Origin of the sequence: Chromobacterium sp. ATCC 53434 (genome assembly GCF_002848345.1) — a bacterium.
GTDB lineage: Bacteria > Pseudomonadota > Gammaproteobacteria > Burkholderiales > Chromobacteriaceae > Chromobacterium.
Genome location: NZ_CP025429.1, coordinates 3,589,710 through 3,612,028, shown reverse-complemented (window position 1 = coordinate 3,612,028; position 22,319 = coordinate 3,589,710). Strand labels below are relative to the sequence as shown.

21 protein-coding genes are annotated in these 22,319 nt (G+C 66.4%); 13 read left to right on the top strand and 8 right to left on the bottom strand.

Annotation, left to right across the window (positions count from 1 at the left end; translation table 11 throughout):
• Positions 1–45 precede the first annotated feature (45 nt).
• The 3 genes from CXB49_RS15970 (at position 46) to CXB49_RS15960 (ending at position 3,804) form a co-directional block, all read left to right on the top strand.
• Positions 46–2,391 (top strand): heavy metal translocating P-type ATPase, encoded by a 2,346-nt coding sequence (locus CXB49_RS15970; protein ID WP_101709318.1) that lies wholly within the window; start codon positions 46–48, stop codon positions 2,389–2,391.
• Between the two features lie 41 nt (positions 2,392–2,432).
• Positions 2,433–2,642, top strand: coding sequence for a heavy-metal-associated domain-containing protein (locus CXB49_RS15965; protein ID WP_101709317.1), 210 nt, complete (start codon positions 2,433–2,435; stop codon positions 2,640–2,642).
• Positions 2,643–2,778: 136 nt separating this feature from the next.
• A complete protein-coding gene (locus CXB49_RS15960) occupies positions 2,779–3,804 on the top strand; it encodes a linear amide C-N hydrolase (RefSeq protein ID WP_101709316.1) in 1,026 nt (341 codons plus the stop codon).
• 9 nt (positions 3,805–3,813) lie between these two features.
• Here the strand turns inward: CXB49_RS15960 and CXB49_RS15955 are convergent, their stop codons facing one another.
• Positions 3,814–4,131 (bottom strand): DUF190 domain-containing protein, encoded by a 318-nt coding sequence (locus tag CXB49_RS15955; RefSeq protein WP_101710733.1) that lies wholly within the window; start codon positions 4,129–4,131, stop codon positions 3,814–3,816.
• Positions 4,132–4,311: 180 nt separating this feature from the next.
• Between CXB49_RS15955 and CXB49_RS15950 the strand changes: the two genes are divergently transcribed.
• On the top strand, positions 4,312–6,177 hold the full coding sequence (locus CXB49_RS15950; protein WP_101709315.1) for a S9 family peptidase: 1,866 nt from the start codon (positions 4,312–4,314) through the stop codon (positions 6,175–6,177).
• Between the two features lie 49 nt (positions 6,178–6,226).
• Here the strand turns inward: CXB49_RS15950 and CXB49_RS15945 are convergent, their stop codons facing one another.
• From CXB49_RS15945 to lgt, 4 genes are all read right to left on the bottom strand, one after another.
• Positions 6,227–6,913, bottom strand: a complete 687-nt coding sequence (locus CXB49_RS15945; RefSeq protein ID WP_101710732.1) for an amino acid ABC transporter permease — start codon at positions 6,911–6,913, stop codon at positions 6,227–6,229.
• A complete protein-coding gene (locus tag CXB49_RS15940; RefSeq protein ID WP_101709314.1) occupies positions 6,910–7,650 on the bottom strand; it encodes an amino acid ABC transporter permease in 741 nt (246 codons plus the stop codon). The genes CXB49_RS15945 and CXB49_RS15940 overlap by 4 nt, the downstream gene beginning before the upstream one ends.
• A gap of 80 nt (positions 7,651–7,730) precedes the next feature.
• Positions 7,731–8,534 carry an ABC transporter substrate-binding protein gene (locus CXB49_RS15935; protein ID WP_233492830.1) on the bottom strand — a complete coding sequence of 268 codons (804 nt, stop codon included), beginning with the start codon at positions 8,532–8,534 and terminating at the stop codon, positions 7,731–7,733.
• A 176-nt stretch (positions 8,535–8,710) separates the two neighbouring features.
• Positions 8,711–9,562 carry a prolipoprotein diacylglyceryl transferase gene (lgt, locus tag CXB49_RS15930; protein ID WP_101709312.1) on the bottom strand — a complete coding sequence of 284 codons (852 nt, stop codon included), beginning with the start codon at positions 9,560–9,562 and terminating at the stop codon, positions 8,711–8,713.
• A gap of 198 nt (positions 9,563–9,760) precedes the next feature.
• Here lgt and ilvD point away from each other — a divergent pair, with 198 nt between their 5' ends.
• Positions 9,761–11,617: a dihydroxy-acid dehydratase gene (gene ilvD / locus CXB49_RS15925; protein WP_101709311.1), complete on the top strand. Its 1,857-nt coding sequence runs from the start codon at positions 9,761–9,763 to the stop codon at positions 11,615–11,617.
• Between the two features lie 239 nt (positions 11,618–11,856).
• Here the strand turns inward: ilvD and CXB49_RS15920 are convergent, their stop codons facing one another.
• The 3 genes from CXB49_RS15920 to CXB49_RS15910 all read right to left on the bottom strand — a co-directional run bounded on the left by CXB49_RS15920 (position 11,857) and on the right by CXB49_RS15910 (position 13,860).
• Positions 11,857–12,177, bottom strand: a complete 321-nt coding sequence (locus CXB49_RS15920; protein WP_101709310.1) for an SMR family transporter — start codon at positions 12,175–12,177, stop codon at positions 11,857–11,859.
• A complete protein-coding gene (locus tag CXB49_RS15915) occupies positions 12,174–12,542 on the bottom strand; it encodes a multidrug efflux SMR transporter (protein WP_233492829.1) in 369 nt (122 codons plus the stop codon). Before CXB49_RS15915 ends, CXB49_RS15920 begins: the two co-directional genes overlap by 4 nt.
• A gap of 208 nt (positions 12,543–12,750) precedes the next feature.
• A complete protein-coding gene (locus tag CXB49_RS15910) occupies positions 12,751–13,860 on the bottom strand; it encodes an AAA family ATPase (RefSeq protein ID WP_233492828.1) in 1,110 nt (369 codons plus the stop codon).
• Positions 13,861–14,646: 786 nt separating this feature from the next.
• Between CXB49_RS15910 and CXB49_RS15905 the strand changes: the two genes are divergently transcribed.
• The 8 genes from CXB49_RS15905 to CXB49_RS15870 all read left to right on the top strand — a co-directional run bounded on the left by CXB49_RS15905 (position 14,647) and on the right by CXB49_RS15870 (position 22,287).
• Positions 14,647–15,726, top strand: a complete 1,080-nt coding sequence (locus CXB49_RS15905; protein ID WP_101709307.1) for a hypothetical protein — start codon at positions 14,647–14,649, stop codon at positions 15,724–15,726.
• A 125-nt stretch (positions 15,727–15,851) separates the two neighbouring features.
• Positions 15,852–17,099, top strand: coding sequence for a serine hydroxymethyltransferase (glyA, locus tag CXB49_RS15900; RefSeq protein ID WP_101709306.1), 1,248 nt, complete (start codon positions 15,852–15,854; stop codon positions 17,097–17,099).
• Positions 17,100–17,235: 136 nt separating this feature from the next.
• Entirely contained in the window at positions 17,236–17,694 is a 459-nt protein-coding gene (gene nrdR, locus CXB49_RS15895; protein ID WP_071112809.1) for a transcriptional regulator NrdR, read from the top strand.
• A 57-nt stretch (positions 17,695–17,751) separates the two neighbouring features.
• A complete protein-coding gene (locus CXB49_RS15890; RefSeq protein ID WP_101709305.1) occupies positions 17,752–18,279 on the top strand; it encodes a GNAT family N-acetyltransferase in 528 nt (175 codons plus the stop codon).
• Positions 18,276–18,809 carry a GNAT family N-acetyltransferase gene (locus CXB49_RS15885; RefSeq protein WP_101709304.1) on the top strand — a complete coding sequence of 178 codons (534 nt, stop codon included), beginning with the start codon at positions 18,276–18,278 and terminating at the stop codon, positions 18,807–18,809. The genes CXB49_RS15890 and CXB49_RS15885 overlap by 4 nt, the downstream gene beginning before the upstream one ends.
• Positions 18,806–19,918 (top strand): bifunctional diaminohydroxyphosphoribosylaminopyrimidine deaminase/5-amino-6-(5-phosphoribosylamino)uracil reductase RibD, encoded by a 1,113-nt coding sequence (gene ribD, locus CXB49_RS15880; protein WP_101709303.1) that lies wholly within the window; start codon positions 18,806–18,808, stop codon positions 19,916–19,918. Before CXB49_RS15885 ends, ribD begins: the two co-directional genes overlap by 4 nt.
• A 50-nt stretch (positions 19,919–19,968) precedes the next feature.
• Positions 19,969–20,643 carry a hypothetical protein gene (locus CXB49_RS15875; protein WP_101709302.1) on the top strand — a complete coding sequence of 225 codons (675 nt, stop codon included), beginning with the start codon at positions 19,969–19,971 and terminating at the stop codon, positions 20,641–20,643.
• A gap of 156 nt (positions 20,644–20,799) precedes the next feature.
• The gene (locus tag CXB49_RS15870; RefSeq protein WP_101709301.1) at positions 20,800–22,287 is read left to right on the top strand and encodes a carboxypeptidase M32; all 1,488 of its coding nucleotides are present in this window, start codon (positions 20,800–20,802) and stop codon (positions 22,285–22,287) included.
• Positions 22,288–22,319: the final 32 nt, after the last annotated feature.

Below are 22,319 nucleotides of genomic sequence, written 5' to 3'. Positions count from 1 at the left end.
TGCCTTATATACCCCATGGGGGTATAAAGAAGGCAGGAGGACGCGATGACACCATCCCTGTTGACGCTGCCGGTGGCCGGCATGAGCTGCGCCGCCTGCGCGTCCCGCATCGAGAAGCAGCTGAACCGCATCGCCGGCGTCGAGGCGACGGTCAGTTTCGCCAATGAAAGCGCGCAACTGCGCTACGATCCCGATCAAACCGACCCGCGGCAATTGGTGGACGCCATCGTCCGCTGCGGCTTCGACGTGCCGCGCCAGACGCTGGAGCTGGACATAGGCGGCATGAGCTGCGCCGCCTGCGCGGCCCGGCTGGAAAAAGCGCTGGGCCGGCTGCCCGGCGTAGCGGCCAGCGTTAATTTCGCCGCCGAATCGGCCCGGGTGGATTTCCTGCCGGGCCTGGCGGACCGCGACCGGGTGCTGGACGCGGTGCGCAAGGCCGGTTTCGAGCCGTCGCCGCGCGAGGATGGCGGCGGCGGGGCGGAGGCCGCGGCGCGCTATCGCCGCGAGCTCGCCTGGTTCGCCGCGTCGGCGCTGCTGACGCTGCCCTTCATGGTGGAGATGGCGACGATGTTCGCCGGCGGCCACCACGGCTGGCTGCCGAGGATGTGGCAGCTGGCGCTGGCGACGCCGGTGCAGTTCGTCGTCGGCTGGCGTTTTTATCGCGGCGCCTGGCAGGCCTTGAGGGGCGGCGTCGCCAATATGGATGTGCTGGTGGCGCTGGGCACCAGCATGGCCTGGCTGCTGTCGGCGGCGGTGACCTTGTGGGACATCCCCGGCCAGCATGTGTATTTCGAGGCCAGCGCGGCGGTGATCACGCTGGTGCTGCTGGGCAAGCTGCTGGAGGCCGGGGCCAAGGGCAAGACCTCGGCGGCGATCACCGCGCTGGTGAAGCTCGCGCCGAAGACCGCCCGCGTCGAGCGCGACGGCGAGCTGGTCGAGGTGGCGGTGGACAAGCTGAGGCGCGGCGACATCGTCGTCGTGCGCCACGGCGACAGCCTGCCGGTGGACGGCGAGGTGGTGGACGGCCAGGCCTGGCTGGACGAGAGCATGCTGAGCGGCGAGAGCCGGCCGGTGGCCAAGCGGGCCGGCGACAAGGTCTACGCGGCCACCCGCAATCAGGACGGCATGTTGAAGGTGCGCGCCACCGGCGTCGGCGGCGACACCCAGCTGGCCGAGATCGTGCGCATGGTGGCGGCCGCCCAGGGCAGCAAGGCGCCGATACAGCGGCTGGCCGACCGCATTTCGGCGGTATTCGTGCCGGCGGTCAGCGCGGTGGCCTTGCTGACTTTCCTGCTCAGCGGCTGGCTGCTCGGCAGCTGGACGACGGCGCTGATCCACGCGGTGGCGGTGCTGGTGATCGCCTGCCCGTGCGCGCTGGGCCTGGCCACGCCGACGGCGGTGATGGTCGGCGTCGGCAACGGCGCGCGGCGCGGCATTCTGTTCCGCAACGCCGCGGCGCTGGAGCAGGCCGGCAAGGTCGACGTGCTGCTGGTGGACAAGACCGGCACGCTGACCGAGGGCCGGCCGACGCTGCGCCACGCGCTGGCGCTGGACGGCGACGAAAGCCGCTTGATCCGGCTGGCGGCCAGCGCCGAGGCCGGTTCCGAGCATCCGCTGGCCCATGCCTTGCTGCAGCGGGCGAAAACATTGGAACTGCCTTTGCTGGCCTGCGAGCGCTTCCGCGCCGACGTCGGCAACGGCGTCGAAGCCGCGCTGCCGGGCGTGGGCACGGTCAAGGTGGGCGTGCCGTCCTGGGTCGGTCTGGACCTGCCGCCCGAGGCGGCCGCCTGGTCGCAGGAAGGGTGCACGGTGGTGGCGGTCAGCCTGGACGACCAGCCGCTGGGCCTGCTGGCGCTGGCCGATCCGCTGCGTGACAGTTCCAAGGGCGCGGTCGCCGCGCTGCGGGGGCTGGGCATACAGGTGGTGATGTTGACCGGAGACCACGAAAGCACCGCGCGCAGCATCGCCGCCGAGGCCGGCATAGACGAATGGCGCGCCGGCATGAAGCCGCAGGACAAGGCCGATGTGGTCAAATACTGGCAAGAGCAGGGCCGCAAGGTGGCGATGCTGGGCGACGGCGTCAACGACGCGCCGGCGCTGGCGGCGGCCGATGTCAGCCTGGCGATGGGCGCCGGTTCCGACGTGGCCATCGCCGCCGCCGACATCACGCTGATGCACGGCGACCTGGCGCACGCGGCGGACGCGATCCGGCTGTCCCGCGCCAGCCTGGCCAAGATACGCCAGAACCTGGGCTTCGCCTTCGTCTACAACGTGCTGGGCATCCCGCTGGCGGCGCTGGGCCTGCTGAATCCGGTGATCGCCGGCGCCGCGATGGCGGCCAGCTCGGTGTCGGTGGTGTCCAATTCCCTGCTGCTGCGCCGCTGGCGCTGAGCGGCCGGACCGATAGTCAATCTGAACGAATGGAGAACGCAATGACGGAATTGATCCTGAACATCGACGGCATGAGCTGCGGCGGCTGCGTCGGCAGCGTCACCGGACTGCTGACCGGCATGGCCGGCGTCGGCGGCGCCGAAGTCAGCCTGGAAGAGAAGCGCGCCCGCATAGAGTACGACCCGGCGGTGGTGTCGCCAGAGGAATTGGCGGCGGCGGTCCGCGACGCCGGTTTCGAAGTCAGTGTCTGAGCAGGTCTACCGGGCGGCCGTCACAAAGACCAGTACCGCTTGGCGGCCCGGCGCGGTTTGCTAGCGCCTGTCCCGTCTCGCCGCCATTCGGCGGCGCCGCGCGCGGTTGGAGGCGGGCCTGCCATGGAGGTCTCGCATGTGCACGCATTTTCAACTGCAGTCCGCTGATCGCAATCAGGTGGTCGGCCGTTCGATGGAGTTCGCCCGGCCGCTGGATCCGGCCTTCTACATCCAGCGTCGCGGCGAGACGTTCCAGCAGCCGGTCTGGGCCGGCGCGGAATTCCAGAAGATGGAGACCGCGGCGGGCTGGTCGGTGCGTTACGGCTATGTCGGCGTCAGCTCCACCAATCTGCCGCTGCCGGGCATCTCGCAGCGCATCGTCACCGACGGCTTGAACGAGGCCGGCCTCAGCGTCAGCCTGCTGTGGCTGCCGCAGACCCGCTACCAGGAGTTTTCCAGCCTGCAGACCACGGTGCTGGCGCCGCTGTTCGCCGATTGGGTGCTGGCGCACTGCGGCAGCGTCGCCGATGTGCGCGAGCTGTTGCCGACGCGGCAATTCTGGCTGCCGGACTGGTTGGCCAAGCAACTGCCGCTGCACGCGGCCATCGTCGACAAGGACGGCCGCTCGCTGGTGGTGGAGTTCCAGGACGGCCAGCAGAAGATCTACCACAACCCGGTCGGCGTCTGCACCAACGCGCCGTGGTTCCCGTGGCATCTGGACAATCTGGGCAATTATCTGAACCTGACGCCGAACGATCCGGCGCCGCAGGAAATCGGCACGCTGTCGGTGGCGGCGCCCGGACACGGCGGCGGCCTGGCCGGCCTGCCCGGCAACGCGACGCCGCCGGCGCGCTTCGTGCGCACCGTCTATCTGAAGCAGTACGCCGATACGCCGGCGGATCTGCCGCAGGCCTACACGCTGGCCACCCATCTGCTGAACGCGGTGGACATTCCGCGCGGCGTGATCCGAGACGGCGCCGAACAGGACTATACCCAGTGGGCGGTGGTCAAGGGCTTGAACAGCGGGGAGATCGGCCTGCGCACCTACGACAGCATGCAGTACTGCGGCTTGAAGCTGGCCGAGATCGATTTCGGCAGCGTCGACACCCAGGTGATCCCCTTGCCCAAGCTGGCCGACATCAGCTTCATCCAGCCGCGCTGAGACAGGGACTCAATCGTCGCCCAGCATGCCGTACTCCACCGGCGTCTTCGTGTAGAACACCTTGACGCCTTCGCCGCGCAGCCGGTCGAGCAGCAGCTCGGCCTCGGCGGCGCTCAGCGCCATGGTTACCTCTTCGGGCTGGTCGGCCAGTTCGAAGAAGCGGGCGGCGTGGATGCGGCGGCCGCCGCCGAAACCTTCGCTGGCGGAGAACAGCGTCGCGCCGCCTATGCCCAGGCGGCGCGCCTCCTGCAATATCCACTCGGCCAGCGGCACGCCGTGGTGGCGGTGATCCTGCTGGGTGAAGAACGATAGCTGGTAGCCTTGCATGGCGGCCTCCTTGTGGCATCGGCGCGACGGGTTCTCCTTCATTGTATCAACCGGCCTTGGCCGCCAGCGCCGGAAATTCCTTCGGCATATTGTGGCCGCGTCCGGCGCGGACTATGATCGTCGGTCGGGCCGCGTCGGTGAAGGCCAGCGGCGGCCGCCTCATCCAACCAGGGGAACACCATGAAGAAACCGATCACCGCCGCGCTGGCGGCCACGCTGCTGGCCGGTCCGGCGCTGGCGGCCGACATTCCGCTGCGCGACTTTTTCCGCACGCCGGAACAGGGCAATTTCACCGTTTCGCCGAACGGCGACAGCGTGGCCTTCCTCGCGCCGTGGGAATCGCGCCGCAACATCGTCGTGCGCCGCCCCGGCAAGCCGGACCAGCGCGTCACCTCGATCAAGGACCGCGATCTGTCCGGCTACTTCTGGAAGGGCAACGACAGGCTGGTCTACACCAAGGACAATGGCGGCGACGAGAACTTCCACTTGTACAGCGTCGATCTGAGCAGCGGCGAAACCCGCGACCTGACGCCGTTTCCCGGCGTGCGCGCCGAAATCGTCGACGGACTGATAGACCGGGACGACGAGCTGCTGGTTGGCTTGAACAAGCGCAATCCGGAGATTTTCGACGTCTACCGCGTCAATCTGAAGACCGGCGAGTTGAAGCTGGAGGCGGAGAATCCGGGCAAGGTGGCCAGCTGGGGGACCGACCACGACGGCAATATCCGCGTCGCCGTCGAGACCGACGGCGTCAACAACACCGTGATGTACCGCGACGAGCCCGGCGGCAAGTTCCGCAAGCTGCTGACCACCACATTCCGCGAGAACTTCACGCCGCTGTTCTTCACCTTCGACAACCAGCGCTTCTACGCTTCCAGCAATCTGGGGCGCGACAAGAGCGCCATCGTCGAGTACGACCCGAAGACCGGCAAGGAAGTGAAGGAGATCTACGCCCGCGGCGACGTCGATGTCGACGGTCTAGGCTATTCCCACAAGCGCAAGGTGATCACCTGCGCGGACTTCGAGACCGACAAGCCGGGACGCCAGTGCTTCGATCCGGTGTCGAGCGAGCTGTACGCGAAGCTGCAGGCCAGCTTCCCGGGCTACCAGGTGGACATCCAGTCCGGCGACCGCGCCGAGGACCGTTTCGTCGTCGCGGTGTGGAACGACAAGACCCAGGGCAAACGCTATCTGTACGACAAGGCCGGCGACAAGCTGACGCTGCTGGCCGACGTGACGCCGTGGCTGCCGGAAGACCAGATGGCCGCGATGAAGCCGGTCCAGTACCAGAGCCGCGACGGCCTGACCATCAACGGCTACCTGACCTTGCCCCGCGGCAAGGAGAGCGCCAAGGACCTGCCGGTCATCATCAATCCGCACGGCGGGCCGTGGGCGCGCGACAGCTGGCACTTCAACCCCGAGGTGCAGTTCTTCGCCAGCCGGGGCTGGGCGGTGCTGCAGATGAACTACCGCGGCTCCACCGGCTACGGCCGCAAGTTCTGGGAGGCCTCGTTCAAACAATGGGGCGGCACGATGCAGGACGACGTCAGCGACGGCGTGGACTGGCTGGTCAAGCAGGGCGTGGCCGATCCGAAGAAAGTCTGCATCTACGGCGGCAGCTACGGCGGCTACGCGACGCTGGCCGGCATCACCAAGACGCCGGAACTGTACCGCTGCGCGGTCGATTATGTCGGCGTGTCCAATCTGTTCACCTTCATGAAGACCATCCCGCCGTACTGGAAGCCGTTCCTGGATTCGATGTACGAGATGGTCGGCAATCCGGACAAGGACAAGGCGCTGCTGCGCGAGCGCTCGCCGGTCTTCCATGTAGACCGCATCCAGGCGCCGCTGCTGGTGCTGCAGGGCGCCAAGGACCCGCGCGTCAATATCGACGAGTCCAACCAGATCGTCGACGCCTTGAAGAAACGCGGCGTCGACGTCGAATACATCGTCAAGGACAACGAGGGCCACGGCTTCCACAACGAGGAAAACCGCTTCGCCGCCTACGGCGCGATGGAGAGCTTCTTCAAGAAATATCTCGATTGAGCGCGATATTTCGAACCGAAAGCGGCCCGCGCGAACGCGCGGGCTTTTTTCATGCGCGGACCGGCCGCCAGCGCCGCGCGCCCCAGTGGCCGAACAGTTGCAGCAGGCCGCACAACAGCAGATAGCCGACGGCGATGGCGCTGAAGATTTCCAGCGGATAGACCTGCTCGCGGTTGTTGACCTGGGTGGCGACGAAGGTGAACTCGGCGACGCCGACGATATAGGCCAGCGAGCTGTCCTTCAGCAGCGACACCCACTGGTTGACGAAGGACGGCAGCATGATGCGCAGCGCCTGCGGCAGGATCAGCCAGCGCAGCGTCTGCCAGCGGGTGAAGCCCAGCGCCAGCCCGGCGTGCCATTGGCCGCGGCCCACCGCCGTCAGGCCGGCCAGCACCGCCTGGCCCAGATAGGCGGAATGGATCAGCGCCAGCGCCAGGATCACCGTCGCGAGGCCGGGGATGTCGACGCCGAACAGCAGCGGCAGCAGGAAATAGCACCAGAAGATCAGCATCAGCACCGGGATCGCGCGCAGCACCGCGGTGACGGCCGTCACCGCGTGCCGCAGCGCCGTGCCGCCCATCAGCAGCGCAATGCCCAGTCCCAGGCCAAGTCCGCTGGCGAACAGCGCGGCGGCCAGGCTGAGCAGCGCGGTCAGCAGCAGGCCGCCCGGCTCGCCGCCGGACAGATTGCCCCACAGCAGGTAGTCGAGATTGTCCAGTATCACCGGGGGGATCATCGCAGCGTCCTCCATTCGGGTTCCGGCCGCTGGGCCAGCAACTGGGTGACCAGCACCAGCGCCAGATACAGCGCGGTGGCGGCGGCGAAGGACTGGAAGGCCAGCAGGGTTTCGGTTTCCACCTGGCGCGACGCGTAAGACAGCTCGGCCAGGCCTATCGCCATCGTCAGCGAGGTGTTCTTGACGATGGCGGTGTACTGGCCGACCAGCGGCCGCTTCACCAGCTGCCAGGCCTGCGGCAGCACCACCAGGCCCAGCACCTGCCAGCCGCTCATGCCCAGCGCGCGCGCCGCCAGCCGCTGGCCCTTGGGCACCGCGTTCAGGCCGGCCTGCAGTTCGCCGCTGATGAAGGCGGCGCTGTACAGCGTCAGCGCGGTGAAGGCGGCCAGGAATTCGAACGACGGCCAGGGCAGCGCGAGGCCGAACGGCAGCGCCAGCGCGCGCGGCGTGTTCAGCCAGATCTTCGCCTCGTCCGGCAGCAGGCCGGACACGCCGAAGTACCACAACAAGAGCTGCACCATCAGCGGCGTGTTGCGGTGCAGGCCGACGAAGAGCCGCGTTGCCAGCCGCAGCGGCCGCGGACCGTCGTCCAGCAGCGCGGTCAACGCGACGCCGAGCAGGCTGGCGGCGGCGATGACCAGCAGCGACAGCCAGCCGGTCAGCAGCGCGCCCTTGCCCAGCCAGACGAGATAGTGCGGCTCCAGCCAGTTGTGGCCGAGCCAGGCGGGTGGGGTCATGCTTGTGTCTTTCTACCGAACGTCGAAACGGCAAAACCGCCGGCGGGAACCGGCGGTTGCGAAGCGGGACGGGCCGGCGATCAGGCCGCGTCGCCGATCTTGAAGTCGCGCGGCAGCGGCGCCTTGGTCTTCGGGCCGAACCAATGGTCGTAGATCTTGGCCGCGTCGCCGCTCTTTTCCAGCTCGCGCAGCGTCTCGTTGACCACCTTGGTCAGCCGCGCCTCGCCCTTCGGCAGGCCGACGGCCTGGTATTCGCGGGTCAGCGTGAACGGCGCCAGCTCGTACTTGGCCTTGTCCGGCGCGTTGGCCAACAGCGCGGCCAGCTTGGAGCCGTCCTGGGTGATGGCCTGCACATTGCCGTTGCGCAGCGCGGTGAAGGCCAGCGGGGTGTCGTCATAGGCGACGACGGTGGTCTTCGGGTATTTCTCGCGCAGATACACTTCCTGGGTCGTGCCCTTGTCCACGCCTACGCGCAGGCCGGCCAGCTGTTCCGGCTTCTGCAGCGCGCCCTTGCGGACGATGAACTGCTGGCCGGAGGCGAAGTAGGGCAGGCTGAAGTCCACCTGTTTCTTGCGCTCGTCGGTGACGGTGAAGTTGGCGGCGACGATGTCGGCCTTGCCGGACACCAACAGCGGCACGCGGTTGGCCGGATTGGTCGGGACCAGTTGCAGCTTCACGCCCAGCTTCTTGGCGATGTGCTGGGCCACGTCGACGTCCAGGCCGGAAATCTGGCGGGTCTTGGCGTCGAGAAAGCCGAACGGCGGGTTGCTGTCGAAGGCGGCGACGCGCAGCACGCCGGCTTTCTTGATGTCGTCCAGGCGGTCGGCCAGGGCGGCGGTGGAAGTCAGGGCAACGGCGAGTGCGACGGCGAGGGTCTTGTTCATGGCGAGCCTTGTAGTGTGCCGAGTGGAATCGATTGCCGCCATCGTACCGGCTTTCATTAATATCCAGAAATTATAAAAAATTAGTTACATATTCCAATAATTCTTTCAAGCGGGCGTCTTCCGTTTCCAGGGCGCAAAAAAGGCCGGGATGCCCCGGCCTTCTGCGCCTGAAACGCTCAGCCCTGCTTGCGCCGACCGAAGAAGACCAGCAGCGCGACGCCGATCACGATCATCGGCAGGCTCAGCCACTGGCCCATGCTGATCACGTCGGACTTGCCGAAGATGCCGGCGTCAGGATTGCGGAAGTATTCGCTGACGAAGCGGGCCAGGCCGTAGCCTATCAGGAAGACCGCCGAGACCTTGCCGGTGGCGCGCGGCTTGGCGCTGTAGAGCCACAGCGCGCCGAACAGCACGATGCCCTCGAGCGCGAACTCGTACAGCTGCGACGGATGGCGCAGCAGGCCGCCGTACTGCACCAGCATGTTCATCAGGTCGGACGACTGCTGCGCCTCGGCGATGTCCTCCATCCGCGCCTGCGGGAACAGCATCGCCCACGGCAGGTCCGGACTGGCGACGCGGCCCCACAGCTCGCCGTTGATGAAGTTGCCGACGCGGCCGGCCGCCAGGCCCAGCGGCACTAGCGGCGCGATGAAGTCGGTCAGCTGCCAGAAGCCGCGGCCCACCTTGCGGCCATAGATCGCCACCGCGATCAGCACGCCGAGGAAGCCGCCGTGGAAGGACATGCCGCCCTTCCAGACCATGAAGATTTCCAGCGGGTGGCTGAAGTAGTAGCCGGGCTGGTAGAACAAGACCTCGCCCAGGCGGCCGCCGACCACCACGCCGACGGCGCCGTACATCAGCATGTCGTCCAGTTGCGGCACGGCGAGCACGTCGTTGCCGTTTTTCAGGCGGTACTTGCCCATGGTGAGGAACAGGGCGAAGCCCAGCAGGTACATCAGGCCGTACCAGTGGACGGCCAGCGGGCCCAGGTGGATGGCCACCGGGTCGAACTGAGGATGAATCAGCATTTGTCAGTGATGTGCGTTTGCGGTAAAAGAATTGTTGACGAGATTATACGGAAAGCGTTCCCCGCCGTCGCGCCGCTCACCCGCGGCGATACGGCATCCTGCTTGGTCCACCCGGCACCCGCGGACCAGTCGCCGCCAGCTTACCCTGCTGGCGCGAGGAACGACGACCGGTTTTGTTTACAGATTTAAGGACGCATCATGCCCCAATATCGTTCCCGCACTTCCACCGCCGGCCGCAACATGGCGGGTGCCCGCGCGCTGTGGCGCGCCACCGGGATGACCGACGCCGACTTCGGCAAGCCCATCATCGCCATCGCCAACTCCTTCACCCAGTTCGTGCCGGGCCATGTGCACCTGCAGAACATGGGCCAGCTGGTGGCGCGCGAGATAGAAAAAGCCGGCGGCGTCGCCAAGGAATTCAACACTATCGCCATCGACGACGGCATCGCGATGGGCCACGGCGGCATGCTGTACAGCCTGCCCAGCCGCGACCTGATCGCCGACAGCGTCGAATACATGGTCAACGCCCACTGCGCCGACGCGCTGGTGTGCATCTCCAACTGCGACAAGATCACTCCCGGCATGCTGATGGCGGCGATGCGGCTGAACATCCCGGTGGTCTTCGTCTCAGGCGGGCCGATGGAGGCCGGCAAGGTGCAGTGGGGCAACGAGGTGCGCAAGCTGGACCTGGTCGACGCGATGGTGGAGGCCGCCAACAGCGCGGTGTCCGACGAGGACGTCGAGCGCGTCGAGCGTTCCGCCTGTCCGACCTGCGGCTCCTGCTCCGGCATGTTCACGGCGAACTCGATGAACTGTCTGACCGAGGCGTTGGGCCTGTCCCTGCCCGGCAACGGCAGCCTGGTGGCGACGCACGCCGACCGCAAGGAATTGTTCCTGAAGGCAGGGAGGCTGATCGTCGAGCTGGCGAAGCGCCATTACGAGGGCGAGGACTATTCGATCCTGCCGCGCGGCATCGCCAGCAAAGAGGCCTTCGAGAACGCGATGAGCCTGGACGTCGCGATGGGCGGCTCGACCAATACCGTGCTGCACCTGCTGGCCGCGGCCAGCGAGGCCGGCGTCGATTTCAAGATGGCCGACATCGACCGCATCAGCCGCGGCGTGCCCTGTTTGTCCAAGGTGGCGCCGGCGACGCAGAAATACCATATGGAGGACGTCCACCGCGCTGGCGGCGTGATCGGCATCCTGGCCGAGCTGGACCGCGCCGGCCTGATCCACCGCGACGTGCCCACCGTGCACAGCAAAACGCTGGGCGAAGGGCTGGAGGCCTGGGACGTGATGCGGCACGGCGAGGGCAGCGAGCCGCACCGCCTGTTCCGCGCGGCGCCGGGCGGCGTGGCCACCACCATCGCCTTCAGCCAGAGCATGCGCTATCCGACGCTGGACGACGACCGCGCCGATGGCTGCATTCGCGACCAGGCCCACGCCTATTCGCAGGACGGCGGCCTGGCGGTGTTGTACGGCAACATCGCCGAGCGCGGCTGCATCGTCAAGACCGCCGGCGTCGACGAGTCGATACTGAAATTCACCGGCCGCGCCCGCATCTTCGAAAGCCAGGACGCGGCGGTGGAAGGCATCCTGGCCGACCAGATCGTCGCCGGCGACATCGTCATCATCCGCTACGAGGGGCCGAAGGGCGGGCCGGGCATGCAGGAGATGCTGTATCCCACTTCGTATCTGAAGTCCAAGGGTCTGGGCAAGGCCTGCGCGCTGCTGACCGACGGCCGTTTCTCCGGCGGGACCTCCGGCCTGTCCATCGGCCACGCTTCGCCGGAAGCGGCCGAGGGCGGCGCGATCGGCCTGGCGGAGGAGGGGGACACCGTGGAAATCGACATCCCGAACCGCCGCATTCATCTGGCCGTATCCGACGAAGAACTGGCCCGCCGTCGCGCGGCGATGGATGCCAGGGGACGCGACGCCTGGAAGCCGCTCGGCCGCGAGCGCGCGGTCAGCCCGGCCTTGCGTGCCTACGCAGCGATGACGACCAGCGCCGACACCGGCGCGGTGCGCGATGTGTCTCAAGTCGAACGCAAATAAACCGTAGGGTGCGTCACCCCGCAGGGGCGACGCACCAACCACCAATTGAATCCAATGTAGGGTGCCGTCACCCCGTAGGGGCGACGCACCGTCGACGTACCGTCTTTGAAGGCTCCGATTGGCATGGGGATAGAAAAAGGGGAGGCCAAGCGCCTCCCCCTTTTTATTTCAGGCGGGCCTGAAAATTTCGCCGCGGTCCCATCGATCGGGACGGTGGAATTTTCGGGCCAGGCTGTATTTCAGACGGTGGACAGCGTGGCGACCGCCGCCGCGACGATGGCGATGCCGGCCCAGCCTATCGGCTTCAACTTCTGCTTGTACAGCACCCGGCCGCCGACGGCGGTGCCGAGTATGCCTATCGAGCCCCACAAGGCGTAAGCGATCGCCAGATCCATGCCCTTGACCGCCTGTCCCAGCAGCGCGAAGGCCAGCCACACCAGCAGGATGGCGCCCAGGCCCCAGGCCTTGCGGCGGAAGCCGTCCGATTTTTCCAGCATCAGGTTGGCGCCCACTTCGATCAGCGCCGAGGCCAATACGAACAACAGGTAGACGGTTTTCATGCCGCGGCCTCCTGTTCGTCGCTTTCACCCATCGTCACGCAGACCAAGCCCAGCAGCGCGAGGCCCAGACCGACGATTTCCTGCGGCACCAGCGTTTCGCCGAACAGCCAGACGCTGACGGCGGTCAGGCCGATCAGGCCCAGGCCTTCCCATACCGCGTAGGCGATGCCGACCGAGATCGCGCGCAGCGCGAGAGACAGCAGATAGTAGGACAGCGCCAGCGCGGCGGCCATCCAGACATAGCCGAGGTAACCGCCGTTGCGGGCGGCGACGGCCATGAAGGAGGTGCCGGCGATTTCGCAGACGATGGCCGCCATCAGCAGCGACCAGGCGATGAATAACGGGGAGTATAATTTTTTATACATAGTGTCCAATAAAATAAACATGACAGGCAGTCTGACCCGGCCTTGTCAGGCGGAGTTCCCCGCATTTCGTCGCAATACTATTGGAATACCATGAAAATGGATGGACTTGAAGTTCTGCCGCTTCTGGGCGGCGCGAAGACGCGCGCCGGTTTTCATCGCTGCGGACGCGACTTCGCGGCCAAGCGGCGCGTGGCTGTCGACGCCTGGATCAATCGTTCAGCGACACGGTCTCGCCGTCTCGCATGGCCAGCGCGAACAGCTTTAGCGGCTGGTGGCGGCGTATCATCTCGGCCAGCGCCGGCGAGTGGCTGGTCACCCACAGCTGGCTGTGGCGGCTGGCCTCGGCGATCAGCCGCGCCAAGGCCGGCAGCAGCGCCGGATGCAGGCTGTTCTCCGGCTCGTTCAACGCCATGAAGGCGGGCGGACGAGGGCTGAGCAGCGCCACCGCCAGGCACAGGAAGCGCAGCGTGCCGTCGGACAGTTCGGCGGCTTCCAGCGGACGCAACAGTCCGTCGCGTTGCATCAGCAACTGGAAGCGGCCGTGTTGCGCGTCCACCTGGAAGCGGCTGTCGGGAAAGGCGTCGGCCAGCACGCTCTGCAGCAGCGCGTGGTCGCCGATCTCTATGATGGTCTGAAAGGCCGCGGCCAGGTTGGCGCCGTCGTGCGCCAGCACCGGCGAGCGTATGCCGACCTGCGGCGCGCGCAGCGGCGAGCCGGGCCAGACGGCGAACTCATGGTAGAAGCGCCAGTTGCGCAAGGTTTCCCGCACCTGGGACAATTCCGGATAACGGTGCGGCTCGGCCAGTTGGCCGAACAAGGACTCCTCGGCGCGCAGGCTGGCCGGGTAGGCGGTGCGCTCGCCGTCGACGCCGCAGAGAAAGGCGGCCTGATTGCGCCGTTCCAGCAGCAGGGTGGAGGGCCGCCGGCCGTGTCCGGCCAGCCACAGGCTTTCCTCCTTCACCAGTGGGTCCAGCGAGAACAGGCTGAGACTGGGTTCCGGATAGCCCAGCTGCAGTTCGTAGTCGCAGTCGTCCAGGCGCGCCGCCAGGGTCATCCGCTTCGGCGCGCGCGCCTTGTCGCCGCGCCGGGCGCCGCCGGCCCACATCGCCTTTTGCGCGCCGCCCTCGGCCGCCAGCGCCGCCGACAAGCGGCCTTCGGCGGCCGCATGCAATAGCTGGATGGCTTTGTAAAGATTGGATTTGCCGCAACCGTTGGCGCCGACGACGATGTTGAGCGCATCGAGCTCCAGCGTCAGTTTGCGTATCGAGCGAAAGCCGACGAGGCTGAGCTGGTGTATCGGCATTAGGGGCGCGTCCATCGGGAAAGCCGGTTCGACCGGCAAGGCGCGCGCCGGTTCCGGCGGCGGGCCTGTCAGTTGATTAGGTCTTGATGTTTGTCATAATGCCCGAATGCGGCAGTGCTATCATGGCGGCGCATTCCTGTCCTACAGTCGGGAACCCGGCTGTCCTTCGGGCAGTCTATCCGCTTCCTTCTCCGCGGCGCGAAGCGCCCGCGTCCATTTGTTCATTTGCAGAAAAATCGAACAATCATCCCCTGCTTTTATTCGTTTTGTTTCGGAAGTGAATTATTTGTGAAATTACATTGGCATTTCAAATCAATGTAAATGTTTCTAATCGCATTGATTCTGTAAAGCATCCGCATAGGGCTAGCGATGCGGCGGCGTATTTACGATAGCGACTGCTTGCCTTGGTCGTTGTCGGACTTCTCGTGAAGAGATTGTGTGTATTGCAATGATTTTTAATGATTTTGCCGGGATTTCGGCATGGGAAAGGCAAAAAAAATGCGCGGTGCCTTACGGCCCGCGCCAAGTCTACAAAGGAGAAATAGAGGAGAAACTATCAAGAAGCAATTGCTGCATCTCAACGAGGACGGATTATCCGGATTGCGGTAGCGAGTGTCAACATTTGCGTTTCCGAAAAAGTAGATAAATGTAATTTTTTGTCGCAACTGTGCACATCGCCCTGGCGAAGCGGCAGTTTTGGCGGTTGTTTACGCCTTTGGCATGCTGGTGCCGGCGGGCGAGCAAGCCGGTGACAGCTGTGCCACAATACGTTTTTTCCCGATTGCAGCAGGATGTCAGCACATGGACGCCGTCCGCCATATTCTTCCCGACCCGCGCCAGTACCACCCGCAAGCCTCCCTGACCAACCGCCTGATCCATCACGCCCAATCGGCGTTGGACGCCCCGGATGCCGGTGAGCGCGATATGTGGCGCCAGGCCCTGGTCGGCGCCATCGGCGAGATGTTGCAGCGCGGCGAGTTGTTGTCGATCTCGGTGGCGCTGGCGATGGTGCCGACCCAGGCCTGCTACCAGCAGGTGTGGGACGCGCTGCGCCAGGCGGTCGAGGAAACCGGCGGCGCGCGCGCGCTGGTGTTCGCGATGCCGCTGGTCCTGGTGGCCGGCAGCCGCGAGCAGACGACGCTGCCTGGCGCCGTCGCCGATGTCGACGGCCTGAACGCATTGCTGCGCAGCCACGGCGTCTTCTCCGCCGACGGCGACGCGGCCTTGTCTGGCGTCTTGCTGCATCCGGACAGCCTGATCGGCCTGGACGCGGCCAAGCTGTACCGGATGTCGCGCCAGGGCGCCGACGCCCGCGCCGAGCTGCCGGCCCAGCCGGCGCCGATCACGGTGAAGGAGGACGGCGTGTTCCTGCGCTATCTGATCGGCGTGGCGATCCAGCGCGACGGCGAGGAGCCGCCGCTGCGGCTGGGCGGTTCGGTCGGCGCCTGGGGCATGCCGCTGATGAAGTTCCTGGGCGAGCAATTGAAGACGGACGGCGTGACGCTGTTCCCGATCGCCCGCCCGCCGCTGCCGGCGATGCAGGCGCTGGTGGCCGGCAACTTCGCCCGCTTCGAGGTGGCGCTGCAGGTGTTCGCCAGCAGCCAGATCCGTCGTCTGCGCGAACTGGACAAGGAACCGGTGGCCATCGTGTCCGCCCACGACAACGGCGAGCTGCATTTCACCGTGTCGGCCGGCGGCGACGAGCGCAACTGGGAAGGCTTCGTCTGGCCGCTGGCCTCGCTCGACAACGTTAAGCTGATAGAAGAGAACTTCCGCGAGCTGATGAACGAGTGCCATGTGCGCGACGTGCATGTCTTGCCGGAGTTGCAGCCGGAAAGCCGGGACGGCGTGCCGCTGTTCTTCACCGCCGACGATCTGTAAACATCGGGGGCGGCGGGTTTTCATCGGCCGCGGCGCGGCGTGAAAACCCGCTCGACGTCAAAATGTTCCGTCGGCCATTTCGTGTAGAATGGCCCGATCGTTAACCCTTGACGGAAGAGCCCCTGATGTTCGCTGCCGACCAGACGATTGCCACATTTGATCCAGAACTCGCTGCCGCGATTGCAGCCGAGTGCCAACGCCAGGAAGATCACATCGAGCTGATCGCCTCGGAGAACTACACCAGCCCGGCGGTGATGGAAGCCCAAGGTTCCCAGCTGACCAACAAGTACGCCGAGGGTTATCCGGGCAAGCGCTTCTACGGCGGTTGCGAGCACGTGGACGTCGTCGAGCAACTGGCCATCGACCGCGTCAAGCAGCTGTTCGGCGCCGAATACGCCAACGTCCAGCCGCACTCCGGCTCCCAGGCCAACCAGGCGGTGTACTTCTCGATCCTGAAGCCGGGCGACACCGTGATGGGCATGAATCTGGGCCACGGCGGCCACCTGACCCACGGCTCGCCGGCCAACCTGTCCGGCAAGATGTTCAACATCGTCGCCTACGGCCTGAACGACAAGGAAGAAATCGACTACGACGACATGGAGCGCGTGGCGATGGAAACCAAGCCCAAGCTGATCATAGGCGGCGCGTCCGCCTACGCGCTGCGCTTCGACTTCGAGCGCATGGGCCAGATCGCCAAAAAAGTCGGCGCCTACTTCATGGTGGACATGGCGCACTATGCCGGCCTGGTCGCCGCCGGCCTGTACCCGAACCCGGTGCCGCACGCCGACTTCGTCACCTCGACCACGCACAAGACGCTGCGCGGTCCGCGCGGCGGCATCATCCTGGCGAAGGCCGAGTTCGAGAAGAGCATCAACAGCAATGTGTTCCCGACCTTGCAGGGCGGCCCGCTGGAGCATGTGATCGCCGCCAAGGCCATCGCGTTCAAGGAGGCGCTGCAGCCGGAATTCAAGGCATACCAGCAGCAGGTGCTGAAGAACGCCGCCATCATGGCCAAAACGCTGGCCGAGCGCGGCCTGCGCATCGTGTCCGGCCGCACCGAGAGCCATGTGTTCCTGGTCGACCTGCGCGCCAAGGGCCTGACCGGCAAGCAGGCCGACGCGCTGCTGGGCCGCGCCCACATCACCGTCAACAAGAACGCGATCCCGAACGATCCGGAAACCCCGTTCGTCACTTCCGGCGTTCGCATCGGCTCGCCGGCCATCACCACCCGCGGCTTCAAGGAAGCCGAGGCCATCCAGGTGGCGAATCTGGTGGCCGACGTGCTGGACAATCCGAACGACGACGCGCTGATCGCCCGCGTGGCGGTGGAAGCCACCGCGCTGTGCCATCGCTTCCCGGTCTACGCCAAGTAAGCCGGCCCGCGCCAGAAACGGCCGCCCCGCCACGGGGCGGCTTTTTTATTGGCCGGCCGGCCGCTGCGGGGACGGCGGTGCGGCGCGACGGTATTGCTGATAACATCCAACTATTGCAACCTTCAGGATTATTGTCATGAAATGCGCGTTTTGTGGCAACGCCGATACCCAGGTGATCGACTCCCGTGTCAGCGAGGACGGCGCCAGCATCCGGCGTCGGCGCCGCTGCCCGGTTTGCGACAAGCGTTTCACGACTTTCGAGACGGCCGACGTGCGGATGCCGCAGGTGGTGAAGACGGCCGGCCACCGCTCCGAATTCGACATCGAGAAGGTCCGCACCAGTTTTCTGCGCGCGCTGCACAAGCGGCCGGTGTCCACCACGCTGGTCGACGAGGCGATAGACCGCATCTGCCACAAGCTGCTGCAGCTCGGCGAGCGCGAGGTCAGCAGCCGCCAGATCGGCGAAATGGTGATGAACGAGTTGGCGCGGCTGGACAAGGTCGCCTATGTGAGATTCGCGTCGGTTTACCGCAGTTTCCAGGATATTTCCGAATTCACCGACGCGATCAAGGAAATTCAGAAGTCCTCGCATTGACAGTCCGATGCCGGCTTGAATTAGCCTGGTTGATCCAATTGTCATTTTCGAGACGCCATGACCGCCGTTGACCAGAAACGCGTTGCCCTGCTGCCGCCCGACGTCGCCGACGCCGAGCGGCTGTTCGCATTGATAGACGAGAGCCGCGAAACCTTGCGGGCCTGGCTGCCCTGGGTGGATGCCACCCGAGGCGTCGACGACAGCCGGCAGTTCCTTGCCGGCGCCGCCGACGCCGCGACCTGGCTGATCGCGCGGGACGGCGAACTGGCCGGCTGCATCGACATCCACGGCATCAGCAAGCCGCACCGCTCCGGTTTTCTCGGCTATTGGTTGGCCGACCGCTTCGTCGGCGGGGGGCTGATGAGCGAGGCCGCGGCGCAGGCTTTGGACACAGGCTTCGGCGCGCTGGAATTGAACCGGATCGTCATCGTGGCCGGAATCGACAATGGCCGCAGCCGCGCGGTGGCCGAACGGCTGGGATTCGTCCGCGAGGGCGTGCAGCGCGACGGGCTGTATCTGCGCGGCCGTTATCACGATGCCTGCCAGTACAGCATGTTGGCCGGCGACTGGCGGGGGCGGCGATGAGCGTGGTGGAGATCCGCCCGCCGGAGCCGGCGCGCGACGCGGCAGCCATCTACGCGCTGATCGAATGCCACCGGGCCACCTTGTCGCAATGGATGACAAGCATCGTCCGGCCGCAATCGGCGGCGGACGCCGAGGCCTTGCTTCGCCAGCAGATGGAAGGCAACGACGCGGGACGCTGCGCGCACCGGGTGATTCTGGCGGACGGCGAGATCGCCGGCATCTGTTCGCTGCACGGCATCAGCGCCGCCCACCGTTACGCGCGCCTCGGCTACTGGCTGGCCGACAGCCACGTCGGCCGGGGCGTGATGTCGCGTGCGCTGGGGCAGCTGCTGAGCTACGCTTTCGAGGACCTGGGCCTGCACCGGCTGGAGCTGGGCTGCGCGCCGGAGAACCTGCGCAGCTGCCGCGTCGCCGAGCGATTGGGTTTTAAACTGGAGGGAGAGCTGCGCGACGCGCAGTTTCTGGGCGGCCGTTTCTGGAATATGCGTTGTTACGGCCTGTTGGCCGATGAGTGGAAGAAGCTGAGATGACGGACTACGGCGCCGACGACTATCTGTACATGCAGCGCGCGCTGCGCCTGGCCGAAGGCGCGACGCGCCGGGCGGCGCCGAATCCCGGCGTCGGCTGCGTATTGGTGAACGATGGACGGGTCGTCGGCGAGGGCGCGACGCTGGCGGTGGGATCGGACCACGCCGAAATCCAGGCGATCAAGGATTGCCTGGCGCGCGGCGAAAGCCCGCGCGGCGCCACCGCCTACGTGACGCTGGAGCCGTGCAGCCATCATGGGCGCACGCCGCCGTGCGCGGCGCGCCTGATCGCCGAGGGCGTCGCGCGGGTGGTGGCGGCCATGGTGGACCCCTATCATGAAGTGGCGGGACGCGGCATAGCCATGTTGCGCGCGGCCGGCGTCGAGGCGTCGGCCGGGCTGATGGAGGCCGAGGCGCGCCGGGTGCACCGCGGCTTCCTGTCCCGCGTCGAGCGCGGCCGTCCGTGGGTGACGCTGAAGGCGGCGGCCACGCTGGACGGCAAGACCGCCTTGCTGAACGGCAGCAGCAAATGGATCACCGGGCCGGAGGCGAGGATGGACGTGCAAAGGCTGCGCGCCGCGCACTGCGCCATCCTGACCGGCAGCGGCACCGTGCTGGCCGACGATCCGCAGTTGACGGTGCGCGAGCTGCCGGTGGCTGCGCAGCCGGCGCGGGTGGTGCTGGACGGCGAGCTGCGCACGGCTCCGGCTGCGCGCGTCTACGATGGCGGCGGCGCCGTGCTGGCCAGCTGCGAGACGGACGAGGGCCGGCTGTCGGCATTCCGCCAGCGCGGGGTCGATGTGCTGGCGCTGGGGCGCCGCGACGGCAGGGCCGATCTCGCCGAGCTGCTGACGCGGCTGGCGGGACGCGGCGTCAACGAGTTGATGGTCGAGGCGGGGGCCGGACTGAATGGCGCGATGCTGCGCGCCGGCCTGGTCGACGAGATCGTGCTGTATCTGGCGCCGTCGCTGGCCGGCGACGCCGCGCGCGGCCTGTTCGCCTGGCCGGCCTTGACGACGCTCGAGGACAAGACCAAGCTGGAAATCGCCGACGTGGCCAAGGTGGGCGCCGATCTGCGCCTGCTGCTGCGGCCCGCGGCCGGCGGCGCCTGAGCGTTCCAGGCGCCGCGCCCTGCAACGGATGTATCGGGCAAGGAGTGGCTATGGCGGATCTGGCGGCCGCGCTGAGCGCGTATCTGCACCTGATTGCCCGGCTGGGCGCCGTGCCGGGGGTGGTGGACGAGCGGCGGGCCTTGCTGCAGAGGCTGCTGGCCCGCTTGAGGCGGGAGCGGCGCGATGCCGACGCCTATCATGCGGCGGTCGATGGTTTTCTGAACGATTGCGCCGCAGACGAGCGGGTACTGGCCATCACCTGCGCCCGCGAATTCTATTGTTTCTGGCTGGACGATATGCAGAAGGTGGTGGAAGCCACCGCGCGCGCGGGATTCTCCATCCACAATCCGGCGATGCAGGTGCTGGAAACGCTGGACGCCTTGCTGGCCTTGATGCGCAGCCAGCGCTTCGCGCGCTTCCCGCCTTCGCTGGGCCTGTACCTGGGCAAGCTGTTCGAGGACGGGACGGCTGAGGAGGAGATCCGTCGCCGCGAGTCGCTGCTGAAGGCCCTGCTGTTCCTGCTCAATCCCCATCCGGTCAGCAATACCAGCTATCGGATGGCGGTGGACGCGCTATTGCTGCATCTGCCCGGCCATGACGACAAGCAGCAGCTGCGTCTGCTGGTGCGGGAGTATTTCCCGTATTGGCAGGCCTTTCCGTTCGCCCACCACCGGCTGGCGGGCCGCGCCGGCGATGGCGAGCCGCCGGCGGACGATGGCGCCTAAAGTCGGCTAATGAGGAAAAAACATGCCATCTATTCGCGCGAGAGATGGCCGGTTGACGATCCGTCTGGCTTTCAGCCGTGTTTCCTTTTTGGTTTCGACGTTGACCATCATCAAATGTCATGTGAGTATGCTTCTTCTGGAACAAGGGAGGAAGCCATGGGAAATCAGAAGGCCTATCAGAGCCTGACCCGCACTTTTCAGCGTTTGCATCATTTCGGCCATCTGGCCGCGATCGCCGGTTGGGACCAGGCGGCGATGATGCCGAGCAAGGGCAATGAGGCGCGCGCCGCGGCCCAGGCCGAGCTGCAGGTGCTGATGCATCAGTTGATCACCGCGCCCGAGCTGGAGCGGCAGTTGCGGGACGCCGAGCAGGAGGCGCTGGACGAGACGCAACGCGCCAATCTGCGCGAAATCCGCCGCGACTGGCGTCAGGCCAATCTGTTGCCGGAAGCGCTGGTGGAAGCCAAGGCGCTGGCGGCGGCGCGTTGCGAGCACGCCTGGCGCGAACAGCGCCGGAACAACGACTGGCAGGGTTTCCTGCCCAATTTCCGCGAAGTGCTGCGGCTGGCCCGCGAAGAGGCGGCGCTGCTGGCCGAGGCCAATGGCGGCAGCCGCTACGACGCCCTGCTCGACAAATACGAACCGGGCATGAAAAGCGCCGATATCGCGCGCATTTTCGACGACGTCAAATCCTGGTTGCCCGGCCTGATCGAACGCGTGCGCGCCAAGCAGGCCGCAGAGACGGTGATTCGGCCGCAGGGGCCGTTCCCGGTCGAGAAACAGCGCGCGCTGGGCCTGGACGTGATGCGGCTGCTGGGCTTCGATTTCGAGGCCGGCCGGCTCGACGTCAGCAACCATCCGTTCTGCGGCGGCGTGCCCGAGGACGTGCGGATCACCACCCGCTACCGCGAAGACGACTTCGTGCAGAGCCTGATGGGCATCGTCCATGAAACCGGCCATGCCCGCTACGAGCAGAATCTGCCGCGGGACTGGCTGTCCCAGCCTGTGGGCCGGGCCCGTTCGATGGGCATACACGAAAGCCAGAGCCTGTCGTTCGAGATGCAGCTGGGGCGCAGCCGCGGTTTTCTGCAGCTGATCGCGCCGAGCATCCGCGCCCATTTCGGCGATCAGCCGGCTTTCGACGCCGGCAATCTCGCCAGGCTGTACACCCGGGTCGAGCCTGGCTATATCCGCGTCGACGCCGACGAGCTGTGCTACCCGGCGCATGTGATCCTGCGCTTCGAGATCGAGCGCGCGCTGATAGACGGCGAAATCGAGGCCGAGGACGTGCCGGCGTTGTGGGACGAGAAGATGTTGGCCTACCTGGGGCTGGACACGCGCGGCAATTATCGCGACGGCTGCCTGCAGGACATCCATTGGACCGACACTTTCGGTTATTTCCCCAGCTACACGCTGGGCGCGATGTATGCCGCCCAGTATTTCGCCACGCTGCGCCGGCAGGAGCCGGCGCTGGACGCCAGGGTCGCCGCCGGCGACCTGGCGCCGGTGTTCGACTGGCTGAACGCCAATATCTGGAGCCAGGGCAGCCGCTGGGATACCGATGAGCTGGTGCGGCGCGCCACCGGGGAGGCGCTGAATCCCGCCCACTACCGCGCGCATCTGGAGGCGCGCTATCTGGAATAGGCGCGGGATGGCTGCCTAGTCCAGTCGAGCCG

What these genes read in the sequence shown, in the direction of transcription:
- CXB49_RS15970 (WP_101709318.1), top strand. Translation starts at nt 46, where the DNA reads ATGACACCATCCCTGTTGACGCTGCCGGTGGCCGGCATGAGCTGCGCC.
- CXB49_RS15965 (WP_101709317.1), top strand. Translation starts at nt 2,433, where the DNA reads ATGACGGAATTGATCCTGAACATCGACGGCATGAGCTGCGGCGGCTGC.
- CXB49_RS15960 (WP_101709316.1), top strand. Translation starts at nt 2,779, where the DNA reads ATGTGCACGCATTTTCAACTGCAGTCCGCTGATCGCAATCAGGTGGTC.
- CXB49_RS15955 (WP_101710733.1), bottom strand. Translation starts at nt 4,131, where the DNA reads ATGCAAGGCTACCAGCTATCGTTCTTCACCCAGCAGGATCACCGCCAC.
- CXB49_RS15950 (WP_101709315.1), top strand. Translation starts at nt 4,312, where the DNA reads ATGAAGAAACCGATCACCGCCGCGCTGGCGGCCACGCTGCTGGCCGGT.
- CXB49_RS15945 (WP_101710732.1), bottom strand. Translation starts at nt 6,913, where the DNA reads ATGATCCCCCCGGTGATACTGGACAATCTCGACTACCTGCTGTGGGGC.
- CXB49_RS15940 (WP_101709314.1), bottom strand. Translation starts at nt 7,650, where the DNA reads ATGACCCCACCCGCCTGGCTCGGCCACAACTGGCTGGAGCCGCACTAT.
- CXB49_RS15935 (WP_233492830.1), bottom strand. Translation starts at nt 8,534, where the DNA reads ATGAACAAGACCCTCGCCGTCGCACTCGCCGTTGCCCTGACTTCCACC.
- lgt (WP_101709312.1), bottom strand. Translation starts at nt 9,562, where the DNA reads ATGCTGATTCATCCTCAGTTCGACCCGGTGGCCATCCACCTGGGCCCG.
- ilvD (WP_101709311.1), top strand. Translation starts at nt 9,761, where the DNA reads ATGCCCCAATATCGTTCCCGCACTTCCACCGCCGGCCGCAACATGGCG.
- CXB49_RS15920 (WP_101709310.1), bottom strand. Translation starts at nt 12,177, where the DNA reads ATGAAAACCGTCTACCTGTTGTTCGTATTGGCCTCGGCGCTGATCGAA.
- CXB49_RS15915 (WP_233492829.1), bottom strand. Translation starts at nt 12,542, where the DNA reads ATGTATAAAAAATTATACTCCCCGTTATTCATCGCCTGGTCGCTGCTG.
- CXB49_RS15910 (WP_233492828.1), bottom strand. Translation starts at nt 13,860, where the DNA reads ATGGACGCGCCCCTAATGCCGATACACCAGCTCAGCCTCGTCGGCTTT.
- CXB49_RS15905 (WP_101709307.1), top strand. Translation starts at nt 14,647, where the DNA reads ATGGACGCCGTCCGCCATATTCTTCCCGACCCGCGCCAGTACCACCCG.
- glyA (WP_101709306.1), top strand. Translation starts at nt 15,852, where the DNA reads ATGTTCGCTGCCGACCAGACGATTGCCACATTTGATCCAGAACTCGCT.
- nrdR (WP_071112809.1), top strand. Translation starts at nt 17,236, where the DNA reads ATGAAATGCGCGTTTTGTGGCAACGCCGATACCCAGGTGATCGACTCC.
- CXB49_RS15890 (WP_101709305.1), top strand. Translation starts at nt 17,752, where the DNA reads ATGACCGCCGTTGACCAGAAACGCGTTGCCCTGCTGCCGCCCGACGTC.
- CXB49_RS15885 (WP_101709304.1), top strand. Translation starts at nt 18,276, where the DNA reads ATGAGCGTGGTGGAGATCCGCCCGCCGGAGCCGGCGCGCGACGCGGCA.
- ribD (WP_101709303.1), top strand. Translation starts at nt 18,806, where the DNA reads ATGACGGACTACGGCGCCGACGACTATCTGTACATGCAGCGCGCGCTG.
- CXB49_RS15875 (WP_101709302.1), top strand. Translation starts at nt 19,969, where the DNA reads ATGGCGGATCTGGCGGCCGCGCTGAGCGCGTATCTGCACCTGATTGCC.
- CXB49_RS15870 (WP_101709301.1), top strand. Translation starts at nt 20,800, where the DNA reads ATGGGAAATCAGAAGGCCTATCAGAGCCTGACCCGCACTTTTCAGCGT.